The organism is Methylobacterium sp. ARG-1 (assembly GCF_001262595.1).
Classification (GTDB): Bacteria; Pseudomonadota; Alphaproteobacteria; order Rhizobiales; family Beijerinckiaceae; genus Methylobacterium; species Methylobacterium brachiatum.
Genome location: NZ_LHCD01000026.1, coordinates 23,741 through 46,872, shown reverse-complemented (window position 1 = coordinate 46,872; position 23,132 = coordinate 23,741). Strand labels below are relative to the sequence as shown.

24 protein-coding genes are annotated in these 23,132 nt (G+C 71.3%); 9 read left to right on the top strand and 15 right to left on the bottom strand.

Translation table 11 applies throughout. From position 1 onward, the window contains the following. Positions 1 to 61: 61 nt before the first annotated feature. From AKJ13_RS21145 to AKJ13_RS21125, 5 genes are all read right to left on the bottom strand, one after another. Complete coding sequence (locus AKJ13_RS21145; protein ID WP_050735129.1) at positions 62 to 1,042, bottom strand: hypothetical protein; 981 nt, start codon at positions 1,040 to 1,042, stop codon at positions 62 to 64. Further along, entirely contained in the window at positions 1,039 to 2,982 is a 1,944-nt protein-coding gene (locus tag AKJ13_RS21140) for an AAA family ATPase (protein ID WP_050735128.1), read from the bottom strand. Before AKJ13_RS21140 ends, AKJ13_RS21145 begins: the two co-directional genes overlap by 4 nt. An 84-nt stretch (positions 2,983 to 3,066) precedes the next feature. Beyond that, the gene (locus tag AKJ13_RS21135) at positions 3,067 to 3,858 is read right to left on the bottom strand and encodes a metallophosphoesterase (RefSeq protein WP_050735127.1); all 792 of its coding nucleotides are present in this window, start codon (positions 3,856 to 3,858) and stop codon (positions 3,067 to 3,069) included. A 54-nt stretch (positions 3,859 to 3,912) separates the two neighbouring features. After that, positions 3,913 to 4,344 (bottom strand): hypothetical protein, encoded by a 432-nt coding sequence (locus AKJ13_RS21130; RefSeq protein ID WP_050735126.1) that lies wholly within the window; start codon positions 4,342 to 4,344, stop codon positions 3,913 to 3,915. Positions 4,345 to 4,433: 89 nt separating this feature from the next. Then, positions 4,434 to 5,462, bottom strand: a complete 1,029-nt coding sequence (locus AKJ13_RS21125) for a hypothetical protein (protein WP_007565570.1) — start codon at positions 5,460 to 5,462, stop codon at positions 4,434 to 4,436. A gap of 758 nt (positions 5,463 to 6,220) precedes the next feature. Here AKJ13_RS21125 and AKJ13_RS21120 point away from each other — a divergent pair. The 4 genes from AKJ13_RS21120 to AKJ13_RS21105 all read left to right on the top strand — a co-directional run bounded on the left by AKJ13_RS21120 (position 6,221) and on the right by AKJ13_RS21105 (position 9,809). Continuing rightward, on the top strand, positions 6,221 to 7,006 hold the full coding sequence (locus AKJ13_RS21120; protein WP_050735125.1) for a hypothetical protein: 786 nt from the start codon (positions 6,221 to 6,223) through the stop codon (positions 7,004 to 7,006). Between the two features lie 17 nt (positions 7,007 to 7,023). Beyond that, positions 7,024 to 7,356: a hypothetical protein gene (locus AKJ13_RS31490; protein WP_050735124.1), complete on the top strand. Its 333-nt coding sequence runs from the start codon at positions 7,024 to 7,026 to the stop codon at positions 7,354 to 7,356. Between the two features lie 627 nt (positions 7,357 to 7,983). Next, positions 7,984 to 8,298 (top strand): metalloregulator ArsR/SmtB family transcription factor, encoded by a 315-nt coding sequence (locus AKJ13_RS21110; RefSeq protein WP_050735123.1) that lies wholly within the window; start codon positions 7,984 to 7,986, stop codon positions 8,296 to 8,298. A 188-nt stretch (positions 8,299 to 8,486) separates the two neighbouring features. Further along, complete coding sequence (locus AKJ13_RS21105; RefSeq protein WP_050735159.1) at positions 8,487 to 9,809, top strand: hypothetical protein; 1,323 nt, start codon at positions 8,487 to 8,489, stop codon at positions 9,807 to 9,809. Positions 9,810 to 10,273: 464 nt separating this feature from the next. Here the strand turns inward: AKJ13_RS21105 and AKJ13_RS21095 are convergent, their stop codons facing one another. The 9 genes from AKJ13_RS21095 to arsH all read right to left on the bottom strand — a co-directional run bounded on the left by AKJ13_RS21095 (position 10,274) and on the right by arsH (position 18,559). Next, positions 10,274 to 11,392: a DNA-binding protein gene (locus AKJ13_RS21095; protein ID WP_050735158.1), complete on the bottom strand. Its 1,119-nt coding sequence runs from the start codon at positions 11,390 to 11,392 to the stop codon at positions 10,274 to 10,276. A gap of 637 nt (positions 11,393 to 12,029) precedes the next feature. Continuing rightward, the gene (locus AKJ13_RS21090) at positions 12,030 to 12,764 is read right to left on the bottom strand and encodes a DUF4396 domain-containing protein (protein WP_050735121.1); all 735 of its coding nucleotides are present in this window, start codon (positions 12,762 to 12,764) and stop codon (positions 12,030 to 12,032) included. Between the two features lie 8 nt (positions 12,765 to 12,772). Next, positions 12,773 to 15,214 (bottom strand): heavy metal translocating P-type ATPase, encoded by a 2,442-nt coding sequence (locus AKJ13_RS21085; RefSeq protein WP_050735120.1) that lies wholly within the window; start codon positions 15,212 to 15,214, stop codon positions 12,773 to 12,775. Positions 15,215 to 15,298: 84 nt separating this feature from the next. Beyond that, positions 15,299 to 15,796, bottom strand: coding sequence for a DUF305 domain-containing protein (locus AKJ13_RS21080; RefSeq protein WP_050735157.1), 498 nt, complete (start codon positions 15,794 to 15,796; stop codon positions 15,299 to 15,301). 56 nt (positions 15,797 to 15,852) lie between these two features. Continuing rightward, a complete protein-coding gene (locus AKJ13_RS21075) occupies positions 15,853 to 16,185 on the bottom strand; it encodes a four-helix bundle copper-binding protein (RefSeq protein ID WP_050735119.1) in 333 nt (110 codons plus the stop codon). A gap of 371 nt (positions 16,186 to 16,556) precedes the next feature. Then, the gene (locus tag AKJ13_RS21070) at positions 16,557 to 17,033 is read right to left on the bottom strand and encodes a hypothetical protein (protein WP_050735118.1); all 477 of its coding nucleotides are present in this window, start codon (positions 17,031 to 17,033) and stop codon (positions 16,557 to 16,559) included. Between the two features lie 94 nt (positions 17,034 to 17,127). Next, entirely contained in the window at positions 17,128 to 17,340 is a 213-nt protein-coding gene (locus AKJ13_RS21065; RefSeq protein ID WP_050735117.1) for a heavy-metal-associated domain-containing protein, read from the bottom strand. A gap of 131 nt (positions 17,341 to 17,471) precedes the next feature. Next, entirely contained in the window at positions 17,472 to 17,777 is a 306-nt protein-coding gene (locus AKJ13_RS31485; protein WP_124262909.1) for a hypothetical protein, read from the bottom strand. Positions 17,778 to 17,812: 35 nt separating this feature from the next. Beyond that, positions 17,813 to 18,559: an arsenical resistance protein ArsH gene (arsH, locus tag AKJ13_RS21060; RefSeq protein ID WP_050735116.1), complete on the bottom strand. Its 747-nt coding sequence runs from the start codon at positions 18,557 to 18,559 to the stop codon at positions 17,813 to 17,815. 50 nt (positions 18,560 to 18,609) lie between these two features. On the opposite strand from arsH, the gene AKJ13_RS21055 reads away from it, so the two are divergent. Genes AKJ13_RS21055 through AKJ13_RS21035 form a run of 5 tightly spaced genes read left to right on the top strand, consistent with a single transcriptional unit; the run spans position 18,610 to position 22,413 of the window. Then, positions 18,610 to 18,969, top strand: a complete 360-nt coding sequence (locus AKJ13_RS21055) for a metalloregulator ArsR/SmtB family transcription factor (RefSeq protein ID WP_050735115.1) — start codon at positions 18,610 to 18,612, stop codon at positions 18,967 to 18,969. Continuing rightward, positions 18,962 to 19,489 carry an arsenate reductase ArsC gene (locus AKJ13_RS21050; RefSeq protein ID WP_050735114.1) on the top strand — a complete coding sequence of 176 codons (528 nt, stop codon included), beginning with the start codon at positions 18,962 to 18,964 and terminating at the stop codon, positions 19,487 to 19,489. The genes AKJ13_RS21055 and AKJ13_RS21050 overlap by 8 nt, the downstream gene beginning before the upstream one ends. Continuing rightward, complete coding sequence (gene arsC / locus AKJ13_RS21045) at positions 19,489 to 19,914, top strand: arsenate reductase (glutaredoxin) (protein ID WP_050735113.1); 426 nt, start codon at positions 19,489 to 19,491, stop codon at positions 19,912 to 19,914. Before AKJ13_RS21050 ends, arsC begins: the two co-directional genes overlap by 1 nt. 35 nt (positions 19,915 to 19,949) lie before the next feature. Next, complete coding sequence (locus AKJ13_RS21040) at positions 19,950 to 21,245, top strand: arsenic transporter (protein ID WP_050735112.1); 1,296 nt, start codon at positions 19,950 to 19,952, stop codon at positions 21,243 to 21,245. 7 nt (positions 21,246 to 21,252) lie between these two features. Further along, the gene (locus AKJ13_RS21035) at positions 21,253 to 22,413 is read left to right on the top strand and encodes an MFS transporter (protein WP_050735111.1); all 1,161 of its coding nucleotides are present in this window, start codon (positions 21,253 to 21,255) and stop codon (positions 22,411 to 22,413) included. Positions 22,414 to 22,655: 242 nt separating this feature from the next. Here AKJ13_RS21035 and AKJ13_RS21030 read toward each other — a convergent pair whose 3' ends face one another. After that, complete coding sequence (locus AKJ13_RS21030; RefSeq protein ID WP_050735156.1) at positions 22,656 to 23,132, bottom strand: DUF411 domain-containing protein; 477 nt, start codon at positions 23,130 to 23,132, stop codon at positions 22,656 to 22,658.

The following is a 23,132-nucleotide window of genomic DNA, read 5'->3' as shown; positions in this document are numbered from 1 at the left end:
AGCCGAAGCCGGGGCGACGGGGAGCGGGTCTGGTGCATGGGGCGGTTCTCCGGGGCGGCTGTCAGACCAGGATCGTGCGGCTGGCGTCGAACCCGTTCGTCGGGTCGTCCGGGTCGTAGGGGTTGCTCACGACGCGCGTGCGCCCGAGCCGCAGGTCGCAGGCCTGCGGCACGTTCCCGTGGATCCAGACGGCCGGGGCGCCCCACCCCTCCATCACGGGGTCCAGGGCGGAGGCGTGCCAGCAGACCCGCCACGGGTCGAGCACGGGCCTCGCCAGGGCTGGCGGCAGGCAGGACCGGGACGGGGCGAAGGCGGTGACGACCGCGGCGCGGTCGCCCGGGCCGATGTCACGCAGGACCGGGTTCGGCATATGGCCATACAGGCCGGCACCGACGGCGACGGCGTTGAGCCCATCCTCGATGAACGCCCGCGAGCGTGCATGCGCGCCGGCCGCGTCGTGCGGGAAGAAGGGCACCCCGGGTGCGCTCGCCGCCTTGTCAGACACCGTCCAGCGGCTGCGGGCGTGCGCGCGGGCGGTCCGGGCGTTCTCGACGCCGTCCAGGGCGAAGTCGGTCCAGAGCGTCGCCCCCAGGATGATCAGGCCGGGCCGGAGCGGATCGCCGAGGCGAACGGCGCCGTCGTGGAGCACGGTGATGCCCAGCGCCGCCCCAAGCGGCACGGCCTCGGCGAGCGCCTCGCCCACGGGTTCGCCGTCGAGGTACTCCGCCGGTCCAGGGACGAGGACGACCGGCCGCCGACCCTGGCGGCCGCCGAGCGCGTCCGCAAGCCAGCGCACGGACCGGCACAGGCCGGGCGCGATCCCGCCCGGGACGAGCAAGGCGTCGAAGTCCGGCAGCGGGTCCGGCAGCACGTGCGGCGCCCGGTCAATCCTCAGGTCGGACAGGGTCCATAGACGGAACGGGACGGGCTTCGGCGGGGCGGACCGCGCCCCGGGGGCGGCCGGCACGGCGGACGGGCCTTCCGTCGGTGCCGGTGCATGCACCTCGGCCCGGGCCACCGGATCGGGAACGTGGAGCGTCACGGCTGTCCTCCGTCCTGCGCGGCGCGGTGTTGGTCCGCCTCGGCGATCAGCGCCCGGAGCGCGTCGCCCGAGACCAGGCGCCGCGCGATCAGCAGCTCGGCGACGGCCGCCACGGCGGTGCGGTTCGCCTCCATGACGGCCAAGGCCTCGCCGCTCAGCCGGTCGAGGTCGCGCTCGACCGCCCCGAGAAGGGTGGGGTCGAGCGACAGCGCGACCGCCACTTCGTGGGGGGCGCCGCGATACGCCAACCGGTCGCCGAGGCCGAGCGAGGCGTGGTTGCCGGCGAGCAGGGTCGTCACGCGCGCGAGGTCCGAGCGGCTATCGCCGCCCGCCCCGGCGCTCGGCTCCCCGAGGAACAGGATCTCGGCGGCCCGTCCGCACAGGAGCGCGACCGCGAGGCCCTCGATCTCCGCGCGGGTCGGGGACTGGCCGAGGCGGGTCGCCACGGAGGTCGCGCCGAGCGAATCCCGGCGCGGGACCAGGTCGACCTGGGCGACGCGGGCGCCGATCCGCTCGAACGCCACGGCGTGCCCCGCCTCGTGGTACGCGCTCCGACGTCGGTCCGCCGGGCTCCCTTGATCCGGCGGCGCGACGCGGCCGAGCAGGTCCTCCGGGCGCATCGGCCGTCCGGCGGCGCGCGCGGCGGCACGGGCCTCGGACACCCACCCGGCGACCTGGGCGCCGCTGGCGCCGAGCGCAAGCGCGCCGAGCGGCGCGAGGTCCATGTCGGGCACCTCGCCGTCGTCGAGGTGTTGCCGGAAGATGACCGCCAGGTCGGCGGCCGAGGGCGGCTTGATCTCGATCACCCGGCCCAGCCGTCCGGGCCTGATCAAGGCGGGATCGAGCCTATCGCCGTGGTTCGTCGCCGCGATGATGCACACCTCGGGGGCGCCGGGCGCGTTGAGCGCATCGAAACCGAGCAAAATGCTCGTGCACAAGGGGGTCCACCACTCGCGTGCGTGGTTGTCCATCGTGGCCCTATTAGGAATACTGTCAGCTTCATCTAGGAATAAAATACTCGGCGCCAGAGCGCACGCGTGCGTGTACGCGGCATCCCATGCGCGGAGCACGCCACCCAGATGTCCGTCGGATCCGGTGAACCAGGCGCCGACCGAGGTCGCGACCAGCGGCAGGCCCGCGGCCTTCGCGAGCGAGCGGACGAAAGATGATTTTCCTAGTCCCGGGGCGGAGCTGAGGGCGACGTGCCTGTCGAGCCGCTGGAACGCGGGCGCGCCGCCGGAGGCGCGCCAGGTCGCGATCTCGTCGATGAGGCGCGTGCCCCAGGCGTGGGCATCGCCGAAGCCGACCAGGGTCGCGAAATCGGGCGCCGACCCGACGGCGGGATCCGCGGTGGCCTTCGAGCGCGCCGCCGCGGCGAGGCGCGCGACGCAGGCCCGCGCCGTCGTCCCGCGCACCGCGGCGGCGATCTCGAAGAAGTCCAGCCCGCGCGCGATCCCGGGCGGCAGGGTCGGACGCCGCCCCGTGGCGGCCCGGACGACCCGCGCGATCACGGCGTCGGTCGCGCCCGGGAGCCGCACGTGCAGGTCCGCCGCGGCGACGAGGGCCGAAGGCAGGTAGCGCGCGGGCGATTGCGAGACGCCGAGCACCCGGTCGCCGCGGGCGAGCCGGTCCGCCACCCGGTCGTTTCCGCGGTCCGCACGGTCCTCGCTTCTCGAAGCGCCGGTGCGCGCCGCCACGTAACCCCACGCCGCCAGGCGCCCGCACGCCTCGCGGACCGGCTCGACCCAGTCTGCGGCCGGAACCTGGACGACGAGGGCGAAGGCGGGGTCGGCGGCGATGCGGCGGCGCTGGGCGGGCGAGAGCGCCGCTTCGAGCGCGAAGGCCGCGAGCGTCTCGGTCGCGGGACGGCGCTCGTCGGCGGCGACGTCCCCGGTCTCCGCCTCGTTCAGGTCGTCGCGCAGGAATGTCAGGTGGGGCATGGTCGCCTTGCTCCGAGGGTGGGTCGAGGTCCGGGGCCGGGTTACGGCGGGCCCGGGTCGCGGCACGCATCCGCCGGCGACGGCCTACGACGGCACCTCGACGACGCAGGCCGGGTCGAAGGCGGGGTTCTCGCCGTCGTAGCCGAGGGGGTTGCACAGGATCCGGGTCGGACCGATCCGGTGGTCGCGGCGGGCGTGGACGTGGCCGTGAAGCCAGAGGTCCGGGCGGCCGGCGGCGATGAGGCTGCCGAGGTCGCTCGCGAAGGCCGGGTTCAGCACGCTGCCGGCGAAGCCCGGGTCGAGCGAGGCACGGGCGGGGGCGTGGTGCGTGACCACGACGTGCGGTCGCGCCCGCGTGCCCGGCGGGTCGACCTCCAGCAGCGCGCGCTCCAGGAAGGCGCGGCTGGCGGCGTGCAGGGCCGCCGCGTCCCCCGGCCGGAATGTGCGCCAGCCCGGGTTGCGGGTCGTCGCGATGCAACGGTGATCGTTGAGGCCGGCCTGCGCGGCCGCCATGGCCCGCCGGCGGTTGCCCGCGCCGTCGATGCCGTAGTCGGTCCAGAGCGTGCCGCCGGAGAAGGCGACGCCGCCGATCTCGACGGTGTCGTCGTCGAGCAGGGTTACGCCGTGCCGTTCCGCGGCCCGGCGTCCGAGCGCGCGCTCCTCGTCAACGGCCGAGCCGTAGAATTCATGGTTTCCCGGCACGACTACGACCGGCATGATCGGTCGGATGGCCTGGCCCAGCCAGAGGATGGTGTCCGCCAGACCCTGGCCGACGTCGCCCGCGACGACGGCGACGTCGGCTTCGGGGATGTGCCCGGGCGTCCACGGCGCCCCCGACAGGTCGCGATGCAAGTCGCTGAAGATCCAGATCCGCACGTGATCGACTCCGGGGTTCTCGGGAACTTCTCGCTCTTCGGGATGCGGCGGCGGTCACCGCCGAGGCGGGGGGCGGCGCCCGGCCCGCCGCCTTCCGGGTCGGCCCGGACGCCCGCCGCGCACGTCCGGCGGTAGGCCGGCGAGGACGTGGGCGAGGACGGTGCGGGCCGCCGCATCGCCCCGCCAGGCGGCGACGAGCACCGTCGAGAGCGCGAGGTCCACGACGGCGGGGTCCGGTTCGGCGCGCCGCGTGAGGTCGAGCGTGACGGCGATGGCGGCCGCGGCCTCACCCCTCCGGGCCGCGGGCCAGGACCGATGATGCAGGCAGACGCCGCCGGCGAGGGCTCGGCGGACCTCCCGGATCGCGGAGGCCTCGATGTCCGGAAGCCGTGCCGTGCGCCAGAGCGCGAGCGGATGGCTTCCCGCGGGCGGCTCGCGGCGCGGGAGGGTCCGGTCGCGGGGATGGGAATCGTCGCTCGCGCGCATGCGTCCTCCGGGCTCGTGACGGGCAAGACGGACCCGCTCCCGCGCGCCGAGGCGCGCGGGCGGGGTTCGTTCGGACGGGATGGCGGTGGCTAGTGCCGGTCGAGGCGCTCGGCGCCCGTGTCGGGTTGGCCCAGGACGAAGTACCTCGACAGGGTGCGCGCCCAGCGCCGGCCATCGGAGGCGTACAGATCGCTGGTGGTGATGCGGCGGCCGTCGGGGAAGTTCGGATGCCCGTGGACCTCGCCGGTGAGCACCCTCACGGACCGGGTGGAGGCCCGCCACCGCTCAAGGCGCGGGGCGCCGTGCAGGTCCTCCCGCGTCGGCTTGACCTGGTCGCGGATCCCCTGGAGCTCGTCGGCGAGGTCGCGCAGCCGGTCGCCGGCCTCGCGCTCGTCCGGCGCCCGAGCCTGTTCGACGTCGACACCGAGGTTCGCGGCGAACGCGGCGGGGTCGACCTCGGCGGCGTGCGGGTTCGCGGCGGCGGCGCGCAGGGCGGCGAGCAGCGTGACGGAGGCCCCGAGGCTGCGGCTCGTGCGATCCCCTTCGGCGATGCGCTGTGCCTCCCCGCGGCCGAACGCCGGCACGACCGTCGGCAGGGTCCGGACACGGCCTCGACCCGGCACGAGCGCCTCGTGCCCACGCATGACGCGGCCGAACGCGTCGGCAGCGGCGGCTCCGCCGCTGCGCCCGCACCCGAGGAGCCAGGGCGGCGAGACCACGTCCAGACCGAAATCCTCCGACGGGTTCATGCCCGCGAGCGCCGACGCCGCGGCATGCTCCTCGAAGGGGGTCGGGCCCACCGGCAGCACCGGCGCGTCGATGCGCGCCCTCAGCCCGAGGTTCCCCAGGCACGCCGCCGGCAGGTCGAGGACGAGATCGTCGTCCCGCCCCACGGCCTCGGCCGCGATCTCTCCCGCCTCCCGTGCGTCGCGCGCCTCGCGCTCGCTGACGGTGAGGCCCTCCTCCGTGACCGTCCGGCCCGGCAACGGGGCCTCCTCGGGGAACCTGACGCGCAGGAGCGTGACGGGGCGGCCGAGAACGCCATAGGCGTCGGCGAGGAGGAGCGCGGCGTAGGCGGCATGGGTCCGGCCAGCGGAACCGAAGAAGGCAGAGATCAAGGGCAATCTCCATGACGGAATCCGGACGCCGGCGCGCCCGGTGGAATGGCCACCGGGCGCGCGACGTCGGACACGTTGTGATTGATCCGTGAATCTTAAGGCAAAAGAGCGGAAATGAACAGCATAATCTGACTATTATCAAGAGCCATATTTTCGGGATGGTTAACGGCGTCGTGGCATATAGTCTTGGGCGCTTCGGATTACTTACGCATACGCGCGAGGTGGACCGGCGTGACGGTGCCGGAGGTACGCTTCCTGCGACCGGCACGGGGCCCCGTGTGACACGTCCGGACCGCGCCCGGCGACCCGAGCGGCGACCTGCGGTCGAAGCCGGCCGGTGCTTGGATCCCCACGCCCCATGCCGTCGTCGCGCAGATGACCCGCTGCGCCCCTGAGAGCCGGGCTTGACCGACCGCCGTGACCGCCGGTTCGGCGCGACGGTCGCCCGGTCAGCACCGATGCCGGGACGAGCCGGCGGCCGGGTCGCAAGGGGGGACCACGCCTCAGGCAGTTCAGGAATTGACGGGTGCGGATCTCGCGGGCGCTGACGGACGCGACAAGGGGCCGTGCCCGCGGCCCGGCCCCGAGGAGGGCGGGACGCCGACGGCGGTCGGCACGAGCGCGGGACCGCGCGACGCGCGATAGACAGTGCGCCGGGAGCGACCAGGGATCCGATAACCAGTAATTTCTGTATTTCTAGACTTATAGAAATACAGATGGCAAGATTCCCTCGATGCATCGGCCCAAAGGAGGACGCCGTGATCGCGACCATCCATTCCAACGACCGCACCGGCCTCCTGGCCGCAGCGTTGGTGGCCGGCGGCCTGACCGCCGCCGGCTCCCGTCCCACCGTCGTCGCCGTCGGCGCCAACGGCGCCCAGGCCTGTGGCCTGGCACGCCTCTCGGGTTCGTTCGACCTGCTCCGCCCCGATCCCGGCGACGCGGCGGCCGTCCTGTCGGGACTGGCGGCACGGTCGGAAGGCGACGTGATCGCCGTCCTGCCGACGGACCTGCTTCGCGAGGGCGGTCCGGGCGAACCCGGGCACCTTCGCGTCGTGGCCACGGCGTGCCGGCTGACCGCGGCCCAGGCCCTGCACGCGACCGCGTCGGGGGCGTGGCACCTTCGCTGCGACAGCGGGCTCGGCCAGCCGGCCTGGCGGATCGCCCCGCGCGTCCTGCCCCTCCGGCTGCCGAGGCTCTCGCCGCTGGAACAGATGCGGCTGCTCGCGGGAGATCTCGGCGGCGGCATGCGGTACGCGGCGGTCGCGCTCGCCGCCACCCTCCTCGCCGTCTCGGCGGATCCGGACGCCGAGCGCTTCGAGGCGGGTGACCTGGCCGCGCTCATGTCGCCGCTTTCCCCGGCCCGGGACCGTGCCCTGCACGAGCGGCTCCTCGACTGCGCTGCCGCCCTGGCCGACCCGGTTCTCCGAGACGCCCCCGTCGGCACCGCCGAGGCCGCGGGCGACCGAATCCGCAAAGCCCGCCCGACGCCGGTGGCGACCGCTCGCCTCCGCGCAACGCAACCCGCCCGCCTTCGCGCCTGACGGAAAGGACCAGAGCGATGATCAACCGCACGAAACCGAACCGCCTCTCGCCAGCGCCCCGGCCGCGCGTCGCCTCGCCCGGGACCGCTCGTCCCGGTCGCTCCGGAAGCGCCCGCCGGGCGCGCGCCGGGGCGGGCTTCTCCCGCGCCCGGATCGGACAGGGCGACCTCTCCCGCGACCGGGCGCCGACGGCGCCCCCGCACCGGGACGCGAACCCCTACGAGGCGTTCTACGCCTTGTCGGCGGACGGTGTCGGCCTGCTCGACCCCGGTTTCGACGACTGGGACTTGGACCCGTGCGTCCTCGTCGGGCTGTCGCCGTACCGCGGCGACGAGCCGGACGACGCGTGACCGCTTCCCGGGGCCCCACGGCGAGGGCGCCCGGGGGATGCGAGCCGGCACGGACCGGCTTCCGCGTCGCAGCGGGAGCCGGCGCACGGCGAAGGACCGGCTTTCGGAGCCTCAGAAATCGTCTCGGACGCGGCGTCTCGGCGAACGCGTAGCGGGTATCGTTATGCGTGACGCGTTACGGGCGTCGACCCTTCGGCTTGATCGGGAAGCCGGGACACGGGGTTGTGGCATGGTCGGGGAGCGGTCGGTCGAGCCGCCCAGGTTGTCTCCGGGAGGGACGAGGCGACGCCGCATCGAGGATGCCGCGCCGCGGCCGGACGCCCCGGCAGGCGGAGGCACCGGAGGTGGTTCGGGTCCGCCGGGCGTGCCGGAGGATGGAGCCGGTCACCGTTGTCACGCGCCTCGCGACCGGTCTCGGCGCCGGTGCCGATGCATCCGCTGCCCCACGGCACCGCGCCGCGCTGATGGGGCGGGACTGGCGAGCGTGCAGGGACGCAGCGGCCGGTCACGAGGGAGCGGAACCTCCGTGCGTCGGCGCGCGCGGTCGGACGCCCATGCCGCGGCCATAGTTCTAGATATACAGAAATAAGGGTTGCGCACCCCGTGCCGCGTCTCCATGGTGCTTCCATGGAGCTCGAACTCGCGGCACGACAGTTGGAGGCCCTCGGCAATCTGACCCGCCTGAGGGTGTACCGTACGCTCGCGCGGGCGGGCCGAGACGGCCTGCCGGTCGGTGCCCTCCAGCGGCGCGTCGATGTCCCGGCCTCGACGCTCTCCCATCATCTCCACCGTCTGATCCAGACCGGTCTGGTCGCCCAGGAACGCCAAGCCACGACACTGGTCTGCCGGGCGGTCGATCCGGCGATGAACGCCCTGATCGGCTTCCTCGATGAGGGTGGGCATCGGGAGCGGTCGGCCGGTCCCGCGTCGATGTCGGCCTGATCGACCGTTGTCCGCGACCGGGCATGCAACCTTCGCTCGACCGGCGCCGTTCCGACCGCCGCGACCCGTCCGGGCCCGCGCGGCCTTGCCCGGCGGAGGCGCGCCGCTGAGACTTGCCGACGACAGCGCCGATCGGGGCGGCGATGGTATGCTCCGGCCCGAATCCGGATTTTGGGAATGCCGCGCCGATGCGCCTGACGGAAGAGACCGGGACGGATCACCGCCCCTCGGACGAGGCCTGGATCGGCAACCTGATCCGGCATTGGCGCGAGGACCCCGGCGCCTCCTATCGGACCTGGTTCCTGTGGGAGGAGCGCATCAAGAACTTCCGCTCGATCCGGCGCGGCCTCCAGGCGGTGATAGACGAGATCCGGGCCGACGCGTTCGGCAACGCCTATCGCGGCTCGTCCTTGGAAACGGTGGTCCACTCCATCGCGGAGCAGCGCCAGGTCTTCAAGGGCGCCGACCACGCATTCCTCTGGAAGCCTAAGCTGCGCATCCCCGACATCTACGAAGACCGCGCCAACCAGGTTGCGTTCGGCCGGTTCCTCGACGCCTGCCTGTGCTGCAGTGCAGAGGACGGGGTGCTGGCCGCCATCCACGGCCTCGACCGGCAACGCATCAAGGGGCTGGGTCCGGCCGCGGCGAACCTGCTGTACTTCCTGCACCCCACACTTGTGCCCCCGTTCAACACGGCCATCGTGAAGGGCTACAACGCCATCGCCGGCGCCAATGTGAAGCTCGGCAAGTGGGACGAGTACCTCGCCATGCGCCGGGGCATCGTCGCCCTCAACGCCGCCCATCGCGGCCTGCTCTCCAACGATTACGGCGCCATCGCGGGCTTCCTGTTCGACGTCGGGTCCGGGCGATACCCGCTGCCGGAGCGCGACGGGGCCGCCGCGCTGGCGCGCTGGCGCGAGGATCTCGACCGAGTGCGGGCGGAGGCCGCGGCCACGGCCTCCAAGGCGGCGCTCGCCGCGCGTGAGGCGGACCACACCCACACCGAGGTCCAGGGCTGGCTGCGCGACCTCGGCCTCGCCCTCGGCTTCGACGTCTGGATCGCGTCGAACGACGGCAACCGCCCCTATGCCTCCGGCCGCCTGTCCGACGGCTGCCTCGACCGCCTGCCCGGGCGGCTGACGGCGAATGGGTCGGCCGAGATGGTCCGGCTCATCGACGTGATCTGGCTGGACAAGGCGGACGGCGACGTCGCGGCCGCCTTCGAGGTCGAGCACACGACGAGCATCTACTCGGGCATCGTGCGGATGCTCGACCTGGCGCTCGGGGTCGAGGGCGGGGCCGCGCGCAACTTCTTCCTGGTGGCGCCCGACAACCGCGAGGAGGACGTGCGCGCGCAGTTCGCCCGGCCCGCCTTCTCGCGGGTGGCCGAGCTCGACCTGCGCTACCTGCCCTACAGCGAGCTGCGCGGGCACCGGGAGACGATCGCCCGCTTCGGGAGCGGCCTGAAGGGCGTGCTCGCCATCGCTAAGCCCGTCGGGCGTCCGCGCTGACCCCGGTGACCGGCGCGACGAAGCCGGCCGGAGGGATTCGGTCGTCATTCCAGCGGCTGGCCGAGAGCGTCCGGAGGTCGCGCAACCGCATCGGCCACTATCGCGCCGTCCTCGACGAGGGACCGACCAACCACCACGCCGACGCCCTGGACCCGATCCGCTGGTGCCGTCCGACCATCGCGCGATGGGCGAGCACCGTGTCACGGGTGGCCGCCGTCGTCATCGGGCGTCCAGCCGCGGGCGCGGGTTCCGAGGGCGCCGGACCGCACGCGCGGATCCCGACGGTCACCGAAGACGTTCGCGGCGCGGCCGATGTTCCGCCGTCGGCCGGGATGCCGGTGGCCCCACGACAACGAACTCCGCCGGTGCGGCCGGACCCCGCGGCGTAGCCTTCGAGCGGGCGTCGGATAAGTCGGCTGTCGCGTCGCGGTGGCCCCGCTCGCCGCGGGCCTCGGCCGCGGGCGTCATCCGGCCCTCGCCGCCGGGGCCTCGGCCGGGCTCTCACCGTCCCAGGGAGCCTCGCCCACGAGGGCGGCGAAGCGCTCGTCCGGGAGTTCCTCGAACGGCCTCCGCTCCGCTATGCGCTGGCGCAGCTTCCACCGGAGCAGCCGGGGCGTGATCCTCTGGAAGCGCCCCGTCGCCGCGACCAACTCAGGATCCAGGCCGCCGAGGATGCCTTCCGCCGTCTGTGCCCCGCCTCTGGCGAGAAGGGCGTGGACCTCCCGCATGAACAAGCGCCAGAACGGCCGCTTTCCCATCGCCGCGACCGCCTCGGCGAGTGGCGGCTCGGGCGTCGCCGCGACGTCCGGCTCGGGCTCGGCCAGCCCGAACCGATGGCCGACGAGGGTCAGCCCGTTGCCGTCCTGCACCAGGCGCAGGAGGTGATAGCGCAGCCACGCCTCGGTGAGCGGGAAACCCGCCCGCTCGCCCTCCTGCTTGAGCCGGGTCGGGAGCGCTCTCAGGAGCGGGTGGACCGCCATGGGGCCGCGTTGGCGCACCGCCGCTTCGACCGCGTCCCGCACCTGCCCCCAGAAGTCGTTCGCCTCTCGCGCCAGCTTGAGCCCGTGCGCGGTATCGACAAACCCGGGCCCGGCGCGACCCTGCGCGAGGGAGTCCGCCTCTCCCGCGGCGGAAACGGGCGGCGCGGCCCCGCCGGCCTGAGTGCCGACGGCCCGCACCCGGTCGAGCTCGACCTGCAACGCCGCGACCCGCTCCTCCAAGAGATCGACCCGGTCCAGCGCCTCGTCGAGCAGATCCCTCGCCGCGGCCCTGCAATCCTCGGCTCCGACGAAGTCCGCCAGACCCGCCCGGGCCGCTTCGACCCGGGCCAACTCAAGCAGCTCCCGCCCGATCACCGTAAGCCGCCTCTCGAACGCCTCCGGCAGGTCCGCCCGTTCGATGGCCGGCCGGTAGTCCTCCCTGTCCTTCCACTTCCTGAGCTCGCGAGCGATGTCGCCGAACGACCCGCCGCCGAGCTCCCTCCGGACCGTGCGGACCGAGACCCGCTCCTTGGTGCCACCGGGCGGTGCCGGCCTGGCCCGTATCCGATCCGCGGCTGTCCAGACCCCGTTCTCCGTCACCATGCCCGCCATCCCAAGCCGTTACCGGTATCATCGCCGCGAGCGGTGAAGAAACGGTCGCGGTCCGCGTGGAGGCTCGGTGTGGGCGCGAGCGCGAGCCGGACCCGAAGGCGACCGGACAGATAGGCCGCGGGAGGCCTTCGGATTGAGGAACGCCCGGTCGGCGAACGCCCCCATCGTGTAACGCGTACGCATAACGTTACCCGTTATGCGTACGCCTCGGAGTCGCGTGCCAACCGCCGGCGGCAGCAGCCGCCATCCCGCCTTGAGCCGCCGGAAACCTCGCTACCACCGAAGACGTACTTCGTCGGCCTGCCTCGCCGCACTACGAAGCCATTCAGGACCGTCGCGGCCGACCAGAAGGTGATCCTGTCGGCCCGTACGCAGGGGCCTCACCGAGGTGCGGCGGCCCGCGAGATCTCGGCACGGGACGGCAGGGGCGCCCATGCTCTTATCCAAGTGCGGTTGCTGCGGGCGGACGGTTCGCACCGACGCGACGAGGTGCCCGAGCTGTCGCGCCGCAACCGGGGCGGGCATGCGCCCTTCCCCGAACGAGGCGGCATACCGGATCTGCATGCTCGCGGACGCGTGCGCCGTCCTCTTCTGGCTCCTCGTGATCCGCCGATAGGCGCGGACCGGCCTACATCCGCTCCTTGATGCCGGAGCCGACGAGCCACCAGTTCACCGGGTAGCTGGTCAGGAATCCCGCCACCATCGCGACCTGCATGGCGAACCAGAACTCGACCGAGTTCACCGGGGCGCGCTGGCCGGCCCAGTGCGGGAACAGGAAGAATTGGGCGAACGCCATGAAGCCGTACATGCCGACCTGCCAGGCGATCAGCGAGACGGTGTCCGCCTTCACGGCCGCCACCAGACCCTCGCCGGGGGATAGCCCGCGCATCGGCACGATGGCGTAATACTGGAACGCGATCCCGAGCGCGTACGCGAACACGAAATCCAGGACCCAGACCGCGTACATCTTCTCATCGAAGAGGGAGTGCCAGCCGAACCAGACGGCGACGGCCGGCACCACGAAGGCGAGCCACTCGGCGGCGACATCGCCCAGCAGGCAGCCGCTGCCGCAGTGGAGCGCACCCTTGCCGACCATCACCGGGAAGGGCATCCCCGTCGTGTTCGGCGGCTTCTCGCCCCGCTCCTTCGCGTCGTGGTGCGCCTCCATGGTCGCGAGCCGGCCGTAACTGAAATAGGCCCAGACCACGACCACCGTCCCGAACAGGGCGCTGATCGGCCAGACCACGTTCATCACGGTCATGTGCTGCGGGTGACGGATCACCTGCGCCGACAGCAGCAGCGAGCAGGCCGCCCCGAGCAGCAGCGCGGCGATCGAGATGGCATGGAGCCAGGTCGGGAACATGCGCGCTCCTAGCGGGCCGAGGAAGGGTCGAGGTTGGCCGCCCGCAGGCGCAGGGCATTGCCAATGACGCTCACCGAGGAGAGCGCCATGGCGGCCGCGGCGATGACCGGCGAGAGCAGGATGCCGAGGAACGGGTAGAGGATGCCCGCCGCCACGGGCACGCCCGCGGCGTTGTAGATGAAGGCGAAGAACAGGTTCTGGCGGATGTTGCCCATCACCGCCCGCGACAGCCGCCGTGCCCGCACGATGCCGAGGAGATCGCCCTTCAGCAGGGTCAACCCGGCGCTCTCGATGGCGACGTCCGTCCCGGTGCCCATGGCGATGCCGACATCCGCCGCCGCGAGCGCCGGGGCGTCGTTCACGCCGTCGCCGGCCATCGCGACCACCTGCCCGGCCGCCTTGTGGCGCTCGACCACCGCAGCCTTCTGGTCGGGCAACACCTCCGCCTCGACCTCTTCGATGCCGAGCCGGCGTGCCACCGCCTCGGCGGTGGTGCGGTTGTCACCGGTCAGCATCACCACCCGGATGCCCTCGGCCCGAAGCGCCGCCAGCGCCTCGGCCGTCGTGGCCTTGACCGGGTCGGCGATGGCGATGACGCCGGCCACCCGGCCATCGACGCCGGCGAAGATCGCCGTCGCGCCGTCACGCCGGAGTTCGTCGGCTTCGGTCGCATGGGTCGATACGTCGACCCCTTGCTCCTGCAGGAAGGCGGCGTTGCCCAGCGCCACGCGGCGGCCCTCAACGGTGCCGAGCGCGCCCTTCCCGGTCGGGCTGTCGAAATCCGCGACGGGGCCGGTCGCGATCCCGCGCTTCCCGGCGGCCGCCACGATGGCCAGGGCGAGCGGGTGCTCGCTCGCCCGCTCGACGCTCGCCGCGAGGCGCAGGAGCGTGTCCTCGTCGAACCCGGCCGCCGCCACGACCCGCGTCACGGCCGGCTTGCCTTCGGTCAGGGTGCCGGTCTTGTCGACCACAAGAGTCGTGACCCGCTCCATCCGCTCCAGTGCCTCCGCATTCTTGACGAGCACCCCGGCCCCGGCGCCGCGACCGACGCCGACCATGATCGACATCGGCGTCGCGAGACCGAGCGCGCACGGGCAGGCGATGATCAGCACCGCCACCGCGGCGAGGAGCGCGAAGGTGAAGCGCGGCTCCGGCCCGAACGCCATCCAGGCGGCGAAGGCCAGCGCCGCCACGCCAATGACCGCCGGCACGAACCAGCCCGCGACTTGATCGGCGAGGCGCTGGATCGGGGCCCGCGAACGCTGCGCCTCGGCCACCATCTGGACGATGCGCGCCAGCATGGTGTCGCGCCCGACCCTGGTCGCCTCGACCACGAGCGAGCCGGACTGGTTGAGGCTGCCGCCGATCACCGCGCCGCCGACCTCCTTGGTGACGGGCATCGATTCCCCCGTCACGAGGCTCTCGTCGACGGCGCTGCGGCCCTCCACCACCGCGCCGTCGACCGGGACCTTCTCGCCGGGGCGCACGCGCAGCCGGTCGCCGATGGCGATGGCATCGAGCTGCACCTCCTCGTCCTCGCCGTCGGGCCGGATGCGGCGGGCGGTTTTCGGCGCGAGGTCGAGGAGCGCCCGCAGCGCGCCGCCGGTGCTCTCGCGGGCGCGAAGCTCCAGGACCTGTCCGAGCAGCACGAGCACGGTGATCACCGCCGCCGCCTCGAAGTAGGCCGGCACCGCCCCGCCGTGCCCGCGTAGCGCTTCCGGGAACAGCCCCGGGGCAAGGGTCGCCACCACGCTGTAGAGGTAGGCCGTGCCCGTCCCGAGGGCGACCAGGGTGAACATGTTCAGGTTCCGAGACAGGACGGAGTGCCAGGCCCGAACGAAGAAGGGCCAGCCGGCCCAGAGCACCACCGGGGTGGCGAGCGCGAACTGGATCCAATTCGAGGTCTGCTGCCCGAGCCGTTCGGTCAGGCCGAAGAGGTGCCCGCCCATCTCCAGCACGAACACCGGCAGGGTCAGGACCAGCCCGACCCGGAACCGGCGGGTCATATCGACGAGCTCCTCGCTGGGGCCGTCGTCGGCGCCGACCATCGCCGGCTCAAGCCCCATGCCGCAGATCGGGCATGCCCCGGGGCCGACCTGCCTGATCTCCGGGTGCATCGGACAGGTGTAGATCGAGCCTTCCGGCACCGGGTCGGACTTGGCTGCGGACTGGCCGGGGTCGAGGTAGCGGACCGGCTCGGCCACGAACTTCGTCCGGCAGCCGTTCGAGCAGAAGTAGTAGGGATGCCCGTCGTGCTCGGCCCGGTGCTCGGTCGCGTGCGGGTCGACCATCATCCCGCAGACCGGGTCCTTCACGCGGGACGCACCCGCGTCATCCGCGGCCATGCCGGCATGGTCGTGCGCATGGGAAGCGACGGAGTGGTCATGCCCGTGTCCTTCGGAGCAGGCGCGGGCCGCCGGGGCGAGATGCGTTTTCGACGAATTGCTCATGACCGGTCCCTCCGCGCGACTTCGATCTCCGCGGCCCGCGAGAGCGGACGCGATTTGGGCCGCGGACAAGTGGTTCTCTCAGGCTTACTGCTTGCCTTCCTTACGGGCGTTCTTGTCGAGCCAGGCAGTGAGCTCCTTGATGCTCTTCTCCTGTTCCTGGATGCTCTTCTCGGCGATCTTCTTAGCCTCGGGATTGTCGCCGTTCCTCAGGCCGACCTGGGCCATGGCGATGGCGCCCATGTGATGCGGGATCATCGCGCAGATCCAGGCGACGTCGGGGTCGCCGGCCATCATGCCTTCCATCATCGGGCCGTTCATCTGCATCATGGCGTGCTGCAGGCCCTTCTGGGTGTCGGTCGCCTGACCGGACATGCCCTGCATCGCCATCGACATGTGGCCCTGCATGTCCTTCATCGAGGACTCCTTGCCGGCCGACGCCGCCTTGCAGGTTGCGGGCAGCTCGAACGACGGGGCCTGCATGGAGCCGTGGTCGTTGGAGCCATGGTCGTTATCCGCGGCGAGGGCCGCGCCGATGCCGGTCAGCGCCAGGGTCATCGCGAGTGTCAGGGTACGAACGTTCATGATCATCTCCTCCAATTGATCAATCGGGACGGCCGGCTCGGCCGCCCCGTCAGGGTTCAAGCGGTCATTTTCCGGCAGGTCTCGGCACACCGGCGGCACTGCGCGACGCAGTCCTGCATGTCGCCGACCGCCTCACAGCTCCGCGCGCAGGCCTCGCAGACCTCGGCGCAGGCTCGACAGGTGTGCGTGTGCTCGGGCAGGCCGATCAGCATGAAGTGCGCCGAGGTTCGGCATATTTCCGCGCAGGCCATCATCAGGCGAAAATGCTCCGGCTCGACGTGCTTGCCGCCGGCGGGGAGACAGTGGTTGGAGGCCATGCCAAGGCAGCTTTGATAGCAGCGCAGGCACTCGTCGATGCAAGATTGCATCTCGCCAGACATTTTGTGCATCCTTGTTCTCCTTAAGTTGATGGGTGCTGCCATAAGTTCAGCAAATACATAGACGTAATTTGCGTTTTTGCTGAATTGCGATCAGATCCATAACCATATTCGTCGGATTACGTTCAATTTATTGTCTATAATATTTCTGTATGTCTAGGCGCGGGTCTGCAATGAGGGCACGCGGCGGCGAGGCTCGTCGAGGCGTCGCCGACCTTGTGCTGAGCGTGGGCGAGCATCCCGCTGAGACAGCGGCAGAGGGACCCTACGTCAGCGGCGCCGGATCAACGCGAGATGAGAGATGGGCCTCGCCACGGGATAGTCGGTGCACGCCACGACTGCGGTCGCACCTCGGGCGTCGCGCGCCTCGGGCGCGCCTCATCTCACGCGAGGGTTCGTGGGGGCTTGCGCAGCGCCTCGGGAGCGATACCCGCGCGTCCGGCGACATTATCCGGGATTAACATGGCCGCCCGAAACATGGGCATGGCGGGTGATGCGGGTCCGGCAAAAACACCGAATGTGCCGCCCACCGTCGTCCCACAGCAGCGTCGCTTGCAGGGGCCGGGGCAGCAGCATCGGTCGGCATCGACCGCCCGAACGGATGCCGTCGACTTGCCGGTGGTCACGCGTAGGCGAGGCGCGGTCAACAGCGTCACCGCCAACTCGGCGATGCCCGACGCCTTGTCGAGACCCGGGTTCGCCGCGGGAAGGGACGCCGTGGCGGCATCCGAGACCATGCGACCGCGGTGGCCGCAGTGGACGTGCCCCTCGTGAGCCTGGACGGCGGACGGCGCGACATGGGCGATGATCGCGAGGATCATCGCCGCCATCAGACGCACGATATGCCGGTCGAAACCCATGCCGGTCGCCAACCTCGGCCCAAACGTAGGGACGGCGTCGTCCCTGGGACGTGAATGCGCGCATTCGGGTTTGGTTGCGGCTCGTCCCCCCGACTCACGCCGTCGGGCTCAGCGGCTCGGCGGGGAAGCCTGCGGCGACTATGGTCTCGGCAATGCGGTCCGCAGGGCCGGTCGCGCCGGACACGGTCACGAGCTTGGCCCCGAGGTCCACCTCGACCAGGGCGCCCGGCTCGATGCCGGCGATGGCCCGGGTCACGGACTTGGCGCAGCCTCCGCAACCCATCCTGTCGACCTTGTAGCGGTACATGACGCTCTCCCTGTGGTGGCGTCCCGCACAGATGGGGCTTCCCATAGTGGGAAGGTCAAGGGTCGCGGAATGCCTCCCGCCAGGTGGGAATGGCGTCGATTCGGGCGGGCGCCCAGGTCGGGGCCGACGTGTTAGGACACCGTGCGGATGATCGCGGCGAACTTGCCGACGGTCATTTGCGTGCGGTCGCCCTCGGTCACGTCCCGGAGAGGATGAGGGTATCCGATCAAGCTTCCGGGCTTGCGCCGCGTTCGAGGGCGGCGAACCGTTCGGCCTTCACCTCGGCGACGTGGCAGCCGCGTTGGATCGTCCGCCTGGCGTGACTGAACACCCATGGGCGTCTCCGGCTGCGTATCGCAGGCAGCGCGCAGGGCACCCAGCGGTATGTCGCTGGCGGCGGCCGGTGCCATCGTGTGCGGGCGTTCAAGGGTCAGCATCGGCATGCTCCTCGGGTTGTTTCCCGGGACTGGTCTCAGCGCTTCACAAAGCCAATGTCGGCGGCCACCGCGCTCAGCCGCTCCGGCGCGCGCTCCTTCCGCTCGCTGTAGCGGTCCACCAGGTAGTCGGCCCGCTCTCGGGTCAGGAGCGTGAACTTCACCAGCTCCTCGCACACGTCCACGACCCGCTCGTAGAGCGGCCCCGGCTTCATCCGGCCCGCGTCGTCAAACTCCTTGTAGGCCATCGGCACGGACGATTGATTCGGGATGGTGATCATCCGCATCCAGCGGCCGAGCACGCGCAAGGCGTTCACGGCGTTGAAGCTCTGCGAGCCGCCGGAGACCTGCATCACGGCAAGGGTGCGCCCCTGGGTCGGCCGCACGCTGCCCTCGCTCAAGGGCAGCCAGTCGATCTGACTTTTCATCACGCCGGTCAGGGTACCGTGCCGCTCCGGTGAGACCCACACCTGGCCCTCGGACCAGATCGAGAGATTGCGCAGCTCCTGCACCTTTAAGTGGTCGGCGGTCGCATCGTCCGGCAGGGGCAGGCCGTCCGCGTGGAAGATCCGCACCTCGCCGCCCATGGCTTCGAGGAGCCGGGCGGCCTCGTACGCGAGGCAGCGGCTGAACGAGCGCTCCCGCAGCGAGCCGTAGAGGATCAGGAAGCGGGGCGCATGGGTGAACGGCGCCGCCGCGTCTAGGCTGTCGCGGGTCGGCACCTCGAAATGCGCTTGGCTGAGGTTCGGCAGGCCATCTTTGAAGGGCTGGCTGAGCTTGTCCAAGGGACGTCTTTCTTGTACGTTCAAAATATCGTTTGAAGATTGTAACGAAAATGGATGAACCGCAAGCCCTCGCCGCCTTTGCGGCCCTGGCGCAGGAACACCGCCTGCGTCTGGTGCGGTCGCTCGTGACCGCCGGACCAGGCGGCCTCGCCTCCGGCGTTCTGGCCGAGGCGGTCGGCGTCTCTGCCGCGACCGTATCCCACCATCTCAAGGAGCTGAGCCATGCGGGCTTGGTCGCCTCGCGGCGCGAGGGCCGTTCGATCATCTACAGTGCTGCCTATCCGGCCCTGTCCGACCTGATCCAGTTCCTGATGCGCGACTGCTGTCAGGGCCACCCGGAGGTCTGCACCCCGGCCGTCGCCGCCCTCGCCGCCTGCAACTGCCCACCCGGAGACACCCTCTATGCCTGATCGCGTCTACAACGTCCTGTTTCTCTGCACCGGCAACTCGGCCCGCTCGATCCTGGCGGAAGCGATGCTGAACCAGGATGGGCAAGGCCGCTTCCGGTCCTACTCCGCCGGTAGCCAGCCCAAGGGCGAGCCGCATCCGCTGGCGTTGCAGACGCTACGGGAGAGCGACTACCCCGTGCACGGGCTGCGCTCGAAGTCCTGGGACGAGTTCGCCGCGCCCGGTGCTCCGGTGATGGATTTCGTGTTCACGGTCTGTGACAACGCAGCCGGCGAACCCTGCCCCTTCTGGACTGGTCAGCCCGTGACCGCTCATTGGGGCATCGAGGACCCTGCCGCTGCGGAAGGCTCGGAGATCGAGCGCAAGCGCGCCTTCGTGACAGCGCAGCGCTACCTGAAGAACCGCATCGCGGCCTTTATCGCCCTGCCGCTCGGCAGCCTCGACCAGGCGGCCCTGTCGGCCAAAGTCAGAGAGATCGGCCAACAAGCCGGTGCCACCGCGCTCCGGCCGGAGGTCGCTTGATGGACGTCATCATCTACCACAACCCGGACTGCGGCACGTCCCGCAACACCCTGGCGATGATCCGCAACGCCGGAATCGAGCCTCATGTGATCGAGTATCTGAAGACGCCGCCCGCCCGGGCGCTGCTGGTGCAGCTCCTCGCCCGGGCCGGCCTGCCCGTCCGCGACGCACTGCGGGAGAAGGGCGCGCCGTTCGCCGAGCTGGGCCTTGGCGATCCGGCATTGACCGATGCGCAGCTGCTCGATGCCATCGAGGCGCATCCGATCCTTCTCAACCGCCCGCTGGTGGTCAGCCCCAAGGGCGTGCGGCTGTGCCGGCCGTCCGAAGCCGTGCTGGACCTCCTGCCGGGGCAGCAAGGCGAGTTCGTCAAAGAGGATGGCGAGCGGGTCGTGGACGAGCACGGCCGCCGCGTCGGCACTGCCTGAACCCCAACCCCGACCCATAAGAAGAAAACGCCCGGATGCTCGCGCTCGCCATCTTCCTCGTCACCCTCGTCTTCGTCATCTGGCAGCCAAGGGGCCTCGGGATCGGATGGAGCGCGCTGGCAGGCGCGGCGGTCGCGCTCGCCACGGGGGTGATCCATCCGGGCGATATTCCGGTGGTCTGGCATATCGTCTGGGACGCCACCTTCACCTTCGTGGCGCTCATCATCATCTCGCTGCTGCTCGATGAGGCCGGTTTCTTCCATTGGGCGGCGCTGCACGTCGCCCGCTGGGGCAGTGGGTCCGGCCGGCGGCTCTTTCCGCTTGTCGTGTTGCTCGGCGCGGCCATCGCTGCGGTGTTCGCCAACGACGGCGCGGCGCTGCTGCTGACGCCGATTGTGCTGGCGATCCTGCTCCGGCTCGACTTCAAGCCGGCGGCGGCGCTGGCATTCATCGTCGCCTGCGGGTTCGTGGCCGACAGCACCTCCCTGCCGCTGGTGATCTCCAACCTGGTCAACATCGTCTCCGCCAACTTCTTCGACGTGACCTTCGGCAGGTATGCGGCCGTCATGGTGCCGGTGAACCTGGTGTCCCTGGCGGCGACCCTGGTGGTGCTTTGGGCTTTCTTCCGGCGCGACGTGCCGGCGGCCTACCCGGCGGCCGCCTTGGAGCGCCCGGTCGGGGCCATCCGCGATCCGCTGGTGTTCCGGGCGGCGTTCCCGCTGCTTGGCGTGCTCCTGCTCGCCTACTTCGTCACCGCGCCGTTCGGCGTGCCGGTGGCGGCCGTCACCTGTGCCGGTGCGGCCGTTCTTCTACTGCTTGCCGACCGGGGCAGGGTCATCCCGATCCGCAAGGTGCTGACCGGCGCCCCCTGGCAGATCGTGCTGTTCAGCCTCGGCATGTACCTCGTGGTCTACGGCCTGCGGAACGCCGGCCTGACCGACGAGCTGGCCACGGGCTTGGTCTGGCTCGCCGGCCATGGCCCGTGGGTCGCCACGGTCGGCACCGGCTTCGCGGCGGCGATCCTGTCGTCCGTGATGAACAACATGCCATCTGTGCTGATCGGGGCGCTCTCGATCCAGCAGGCGCCGGACCTGTCCCCGCTGACGCGCGAGCTAATGGTCTATGCCAACGTGATCGGTTGCGACCTCGGCCCGAAGTTCACGCCAATCGGCAGCCTCGCCACGCTGCTCTGGCTGCACGTCCTTGACAGCAAGGGCCAGAAAATCACCTGGGGCCAGTATATGAAGGTCGGGCTTGTCATCACCCCGCCCGTGCTGCTGGTCACGCTCGTGGCGCTGGCGGCTTGGCTGCCGCTTCTCGGCACCCGGTAGGCAGCCCGTGTCCGAGGCCCGCCGCTGGCCGGTGATCTCCGCCCTCGGCGTCGTGCAGATCCTCACCTGGGGCTCGTCGTTCTACCTGCCGGCGGTGCTTGCCGGCCCGGTCGCCGAAAGCACCGGCTGGCCGCTCGCCTGGGTCGTCGGCGGACTGTCACTCGGCCTGCTGGTCGCCGCGTTCGCCTCGCCGCATATCGGGACGGCGATCCACCGCCACGGCGGCCGGCCCATCCTGGCGCTGGCCGCGCTGCTGCTGGCTGCCGGGCTGACCATGCTGGCGCTGGCTCCGATCCTGCCGGTCTACCTCGCCGGCTGGCTGCTGCTCGGCCTCGGCATGGGTTGCGGCCTGTACGATCCGGCATTCGCGACCCTCGGCCGGCTCTACGGCGCGGCGGCGCGGCCGGCGATCACCACCCTGACCCTGTGGGGCGGGTTCGCCAGCACCGTTTGCTGGCCACTTTCCGCCTTCCTGGTCGCGCATTTCGGATGGCGCGGTGCCTGCCTGGCCTATGCCGGCCTGCACCTCGCGGTGACGCTACCGCTTGTCCTCCTTCTGATCCCCAAGGCCCCGGCACCGCCGTCGGCGGGGCATCACCAGGACCGAACCGGCCCGCTGTCCGCGAAGGAACGGCGGGCGTTCCGGCTGTTCGCCGGCGTGCTGATAATCGGCGGCGCGATCATGTCGCTTGTTTCGGTGCACCTGCTGACGCTCCTGCAGGCGCGGGGCGTGGCGCTCGCTTCGGCCGTCTCCTACGGGGCGCTGATCGGCCCGGCTCAGGTCGGCGCCCGCGTCGCGGAAATGTCGTTCAAGGGCCGGCACCATCCCCTGTGGACCCCGACCGCAGCCCTTGGCCTCGTCGCCCTCGGCCTGGTGCTGCTCGCCGGCGGCCTGCCCGGCGTCGGGGTCTGGCTGGTCCTCTACGGCGGCGGCAACGGCATCTATTCGATTGCGCGGGGCACGGTGCCCTTGGCCCTGTTCGGCCCCGTTCGCTATCCGCTGGTCGTCGGCCGCTTGGCACGGCCGGGGCTGATCGCGCAGGCGCTAGCGCCGCCGGCCGGCGCTTTCGTGCTGACCTACGCCAGCCCGGATGCCCTTTGGTGGCTCCTGCTCATCCTCGGCCTCGCCAACCTCGGACTTGTCGGCGGGTTGTGGCGGACACGGTAATCGCTCCACCGCTTCGGCAGCTATGGGAACTCGGTCGCGCTTCAGCATCCTTGGCTTCGACTTCCCAGTCCCCGGGACAATCGCCCCCCACGCCGTCCGTCCGCTTCGGCCAGGGTGGGCGGACCGGCCGGCCGACCAAGCTCCGCGAGAAGCCGGGCATCGGCTCCTGGGGGGATGCCTCAACGTCGGTTCACCGCCCCGAACGAGTACGGTGACGGCGAGCGCCCGCGCGACGGCTGCGCTCAAGCCGGCGCGCCTCCACGATAACGGGCGAAGGCGCCGCGCCCCTCCGGCCCGAACAGGACCACCTCGTAGATGTCGGGCTCCCTGCCCTCGACCTCCATGCCGGGCGACCCTGCCGGCATGCCCGGAACGGCCAGTCCCGTCACCTTCGGCCGCTCCGCCAGCAGCCGCCTGATGGCGTCCGCCGGAACGTGTCCCTCGACCACGTAGCCGTCCACGAGAGCGGTGTGGCAGGAGGCGAGGTCCCTCGGCACGCCGAGACGCGCCTTGACCGGGTTCACGGGACCCTCGGTCACCGTCACCGTGAAGCCGGCCTGTCGCAGGTGGTCCACCCACTTCGCGCAGCAGCCGCAACTCGGGTCCTTCGTCACGGCGACGGTCGGCAGGCTCTCCCCCATCACGGGTCGTCCGAGCGACACTCCCGCCGCCAAGCCCGCGAGCACGGCACGCCGGGACGGCATCATGTCTGACTTCAT

Excerpts from the sequence above, each read along its gene's own strand:
- AKJ13_RS21140 (WP_050735128.1), bottom strand. The coding sequence starts at position 2,982 with ATGCCCCACCTGACATTCCTGCGCGACGACCTGAACGAGGCGGAGACC.
- AKJ13_RS21130 (WP_050735126.1), bottom strand. The coding sequence starts at position 4,344 with ATGCGCGCGAGCGACGATTCCCATCCCCGCGACCGGACCCTCCCGCGC.
- AKJ13_RS31490 (WP_050735124.1), top strand. The coding sequence starts at position 7,024 with ATGATCAACCGCACGAAACCGAACCGCCTCTCGCCAGCGCCCCGGCCG.
- AKJ13_RS21110 (WP_050735123.1), top strand. The coding sequence starts at position 7,984 with ATGGAGCTCGAACTCGCGGCACGACAGTTGGAGGCCCTCGGCAATCTG.
- AKJ13_RS21105 (WP_050735159.1), top strand. The coding sequence starts at position 8,487 with ATGCGCCTGACGGAAGAGACCGGGACGGATCACCGCCCCTCGGACGAG.
- AKJ13_RS21095 (WP_050735158.1), bottom strand. The coding sequence starts at position 11,392 with ATGGTGACGGAGAACGGGGTCTGGACAGCCGCGGATCGGATACGGGCC.
- AKJ13_RS21090 (WP_050735121.1), bottom strand. The coding sequence starts at position 12,764 with ATGTTCCCGACCTGGCTCCATGCCATCTCGATCGCCGCGCTGCTGCTC.
- AKJ13_RS21085 (WP_050735120.1), bottom strand. The coding sequence starts at position 15,214 with ATGAGCAATTCGTCGAAAACGCATCTCGCCCCGGCGGCCCGCGCCTGC.
- AKJ13_RS21080 (WP_050735157.1), bottom strand. The coding sequence starts at position 15,796 with ATGAACGTTCGTACCCTGACACTCGCGATGACCCTGGCGCTGACCGGC.
- AKJ13_RS21075 (WP_050735119.1), bottom strand. The coding sequence starts at position 16,185 with ATGCACAAAATGTCTGGCGAGATGCAATCTTGCATCGACGAGTGCCTG.
- AKJ13_RS21070 (WP_050735118.1), bottom strand. The coding sequence starts at position 17,033 with ATGGGTTTCGACCGGCATATCGTGCGTCTGATGGCGGCGATGATCCTC.
- AKJ13_RS21065 (WP_050735117.1), bottom strand. The coding sequence starts at position 17,340 with ATGTACCGCTACAAGGTCGACAGGATGGGTTGCGGAGGCTGCGCCAAG.
- AKJ13_RS31485 (WP_124262909.1), bottom strand. The coding sequence starts at position 17,777 with ATGCTGACCCTTGAACGCCCGCACACGATGGCACCGGCCGCCGCCAGC.
- AKJ13_RS21055 (WP_050735115.1), top strand. The coding sequence starts at position 18,610 with ATGGATGAACCGCAAGCCCTCGCCGCCTTTGCGGCCCTGGCGCAGGAA.
- AKJ13_RS21050 (WP_050735114.1), top strand. The coding sequence starts at position 18,962 with ATGCCTGATCGCGTCTACAACGTCCTGTTTCTCTGCACCGGCAACTCG.
- arsC (WP_050735113.1), top strand. The coding sequence starts at position 19,489 with ATGGACGTCATCATCTACCACAACCCGGACTGCGGCACGTCCCGCAAC.
- AKJ13_RS21040 (WP_050735112.1), top strand. The coding sequence starts at position 19,950 with ATGCTCGCGCTCGCCATCTTCCTCGTCACCCTCGTCTTCGTCATCTGG.
- AKJ13_RS21030 (WP_050735156.1), bottom strand. The coding sequence starts at position 23,132 with ATGAAGTCAGACATGATGCCGTCCCGGCGTGCCGTGCTCGCGGGCTTG.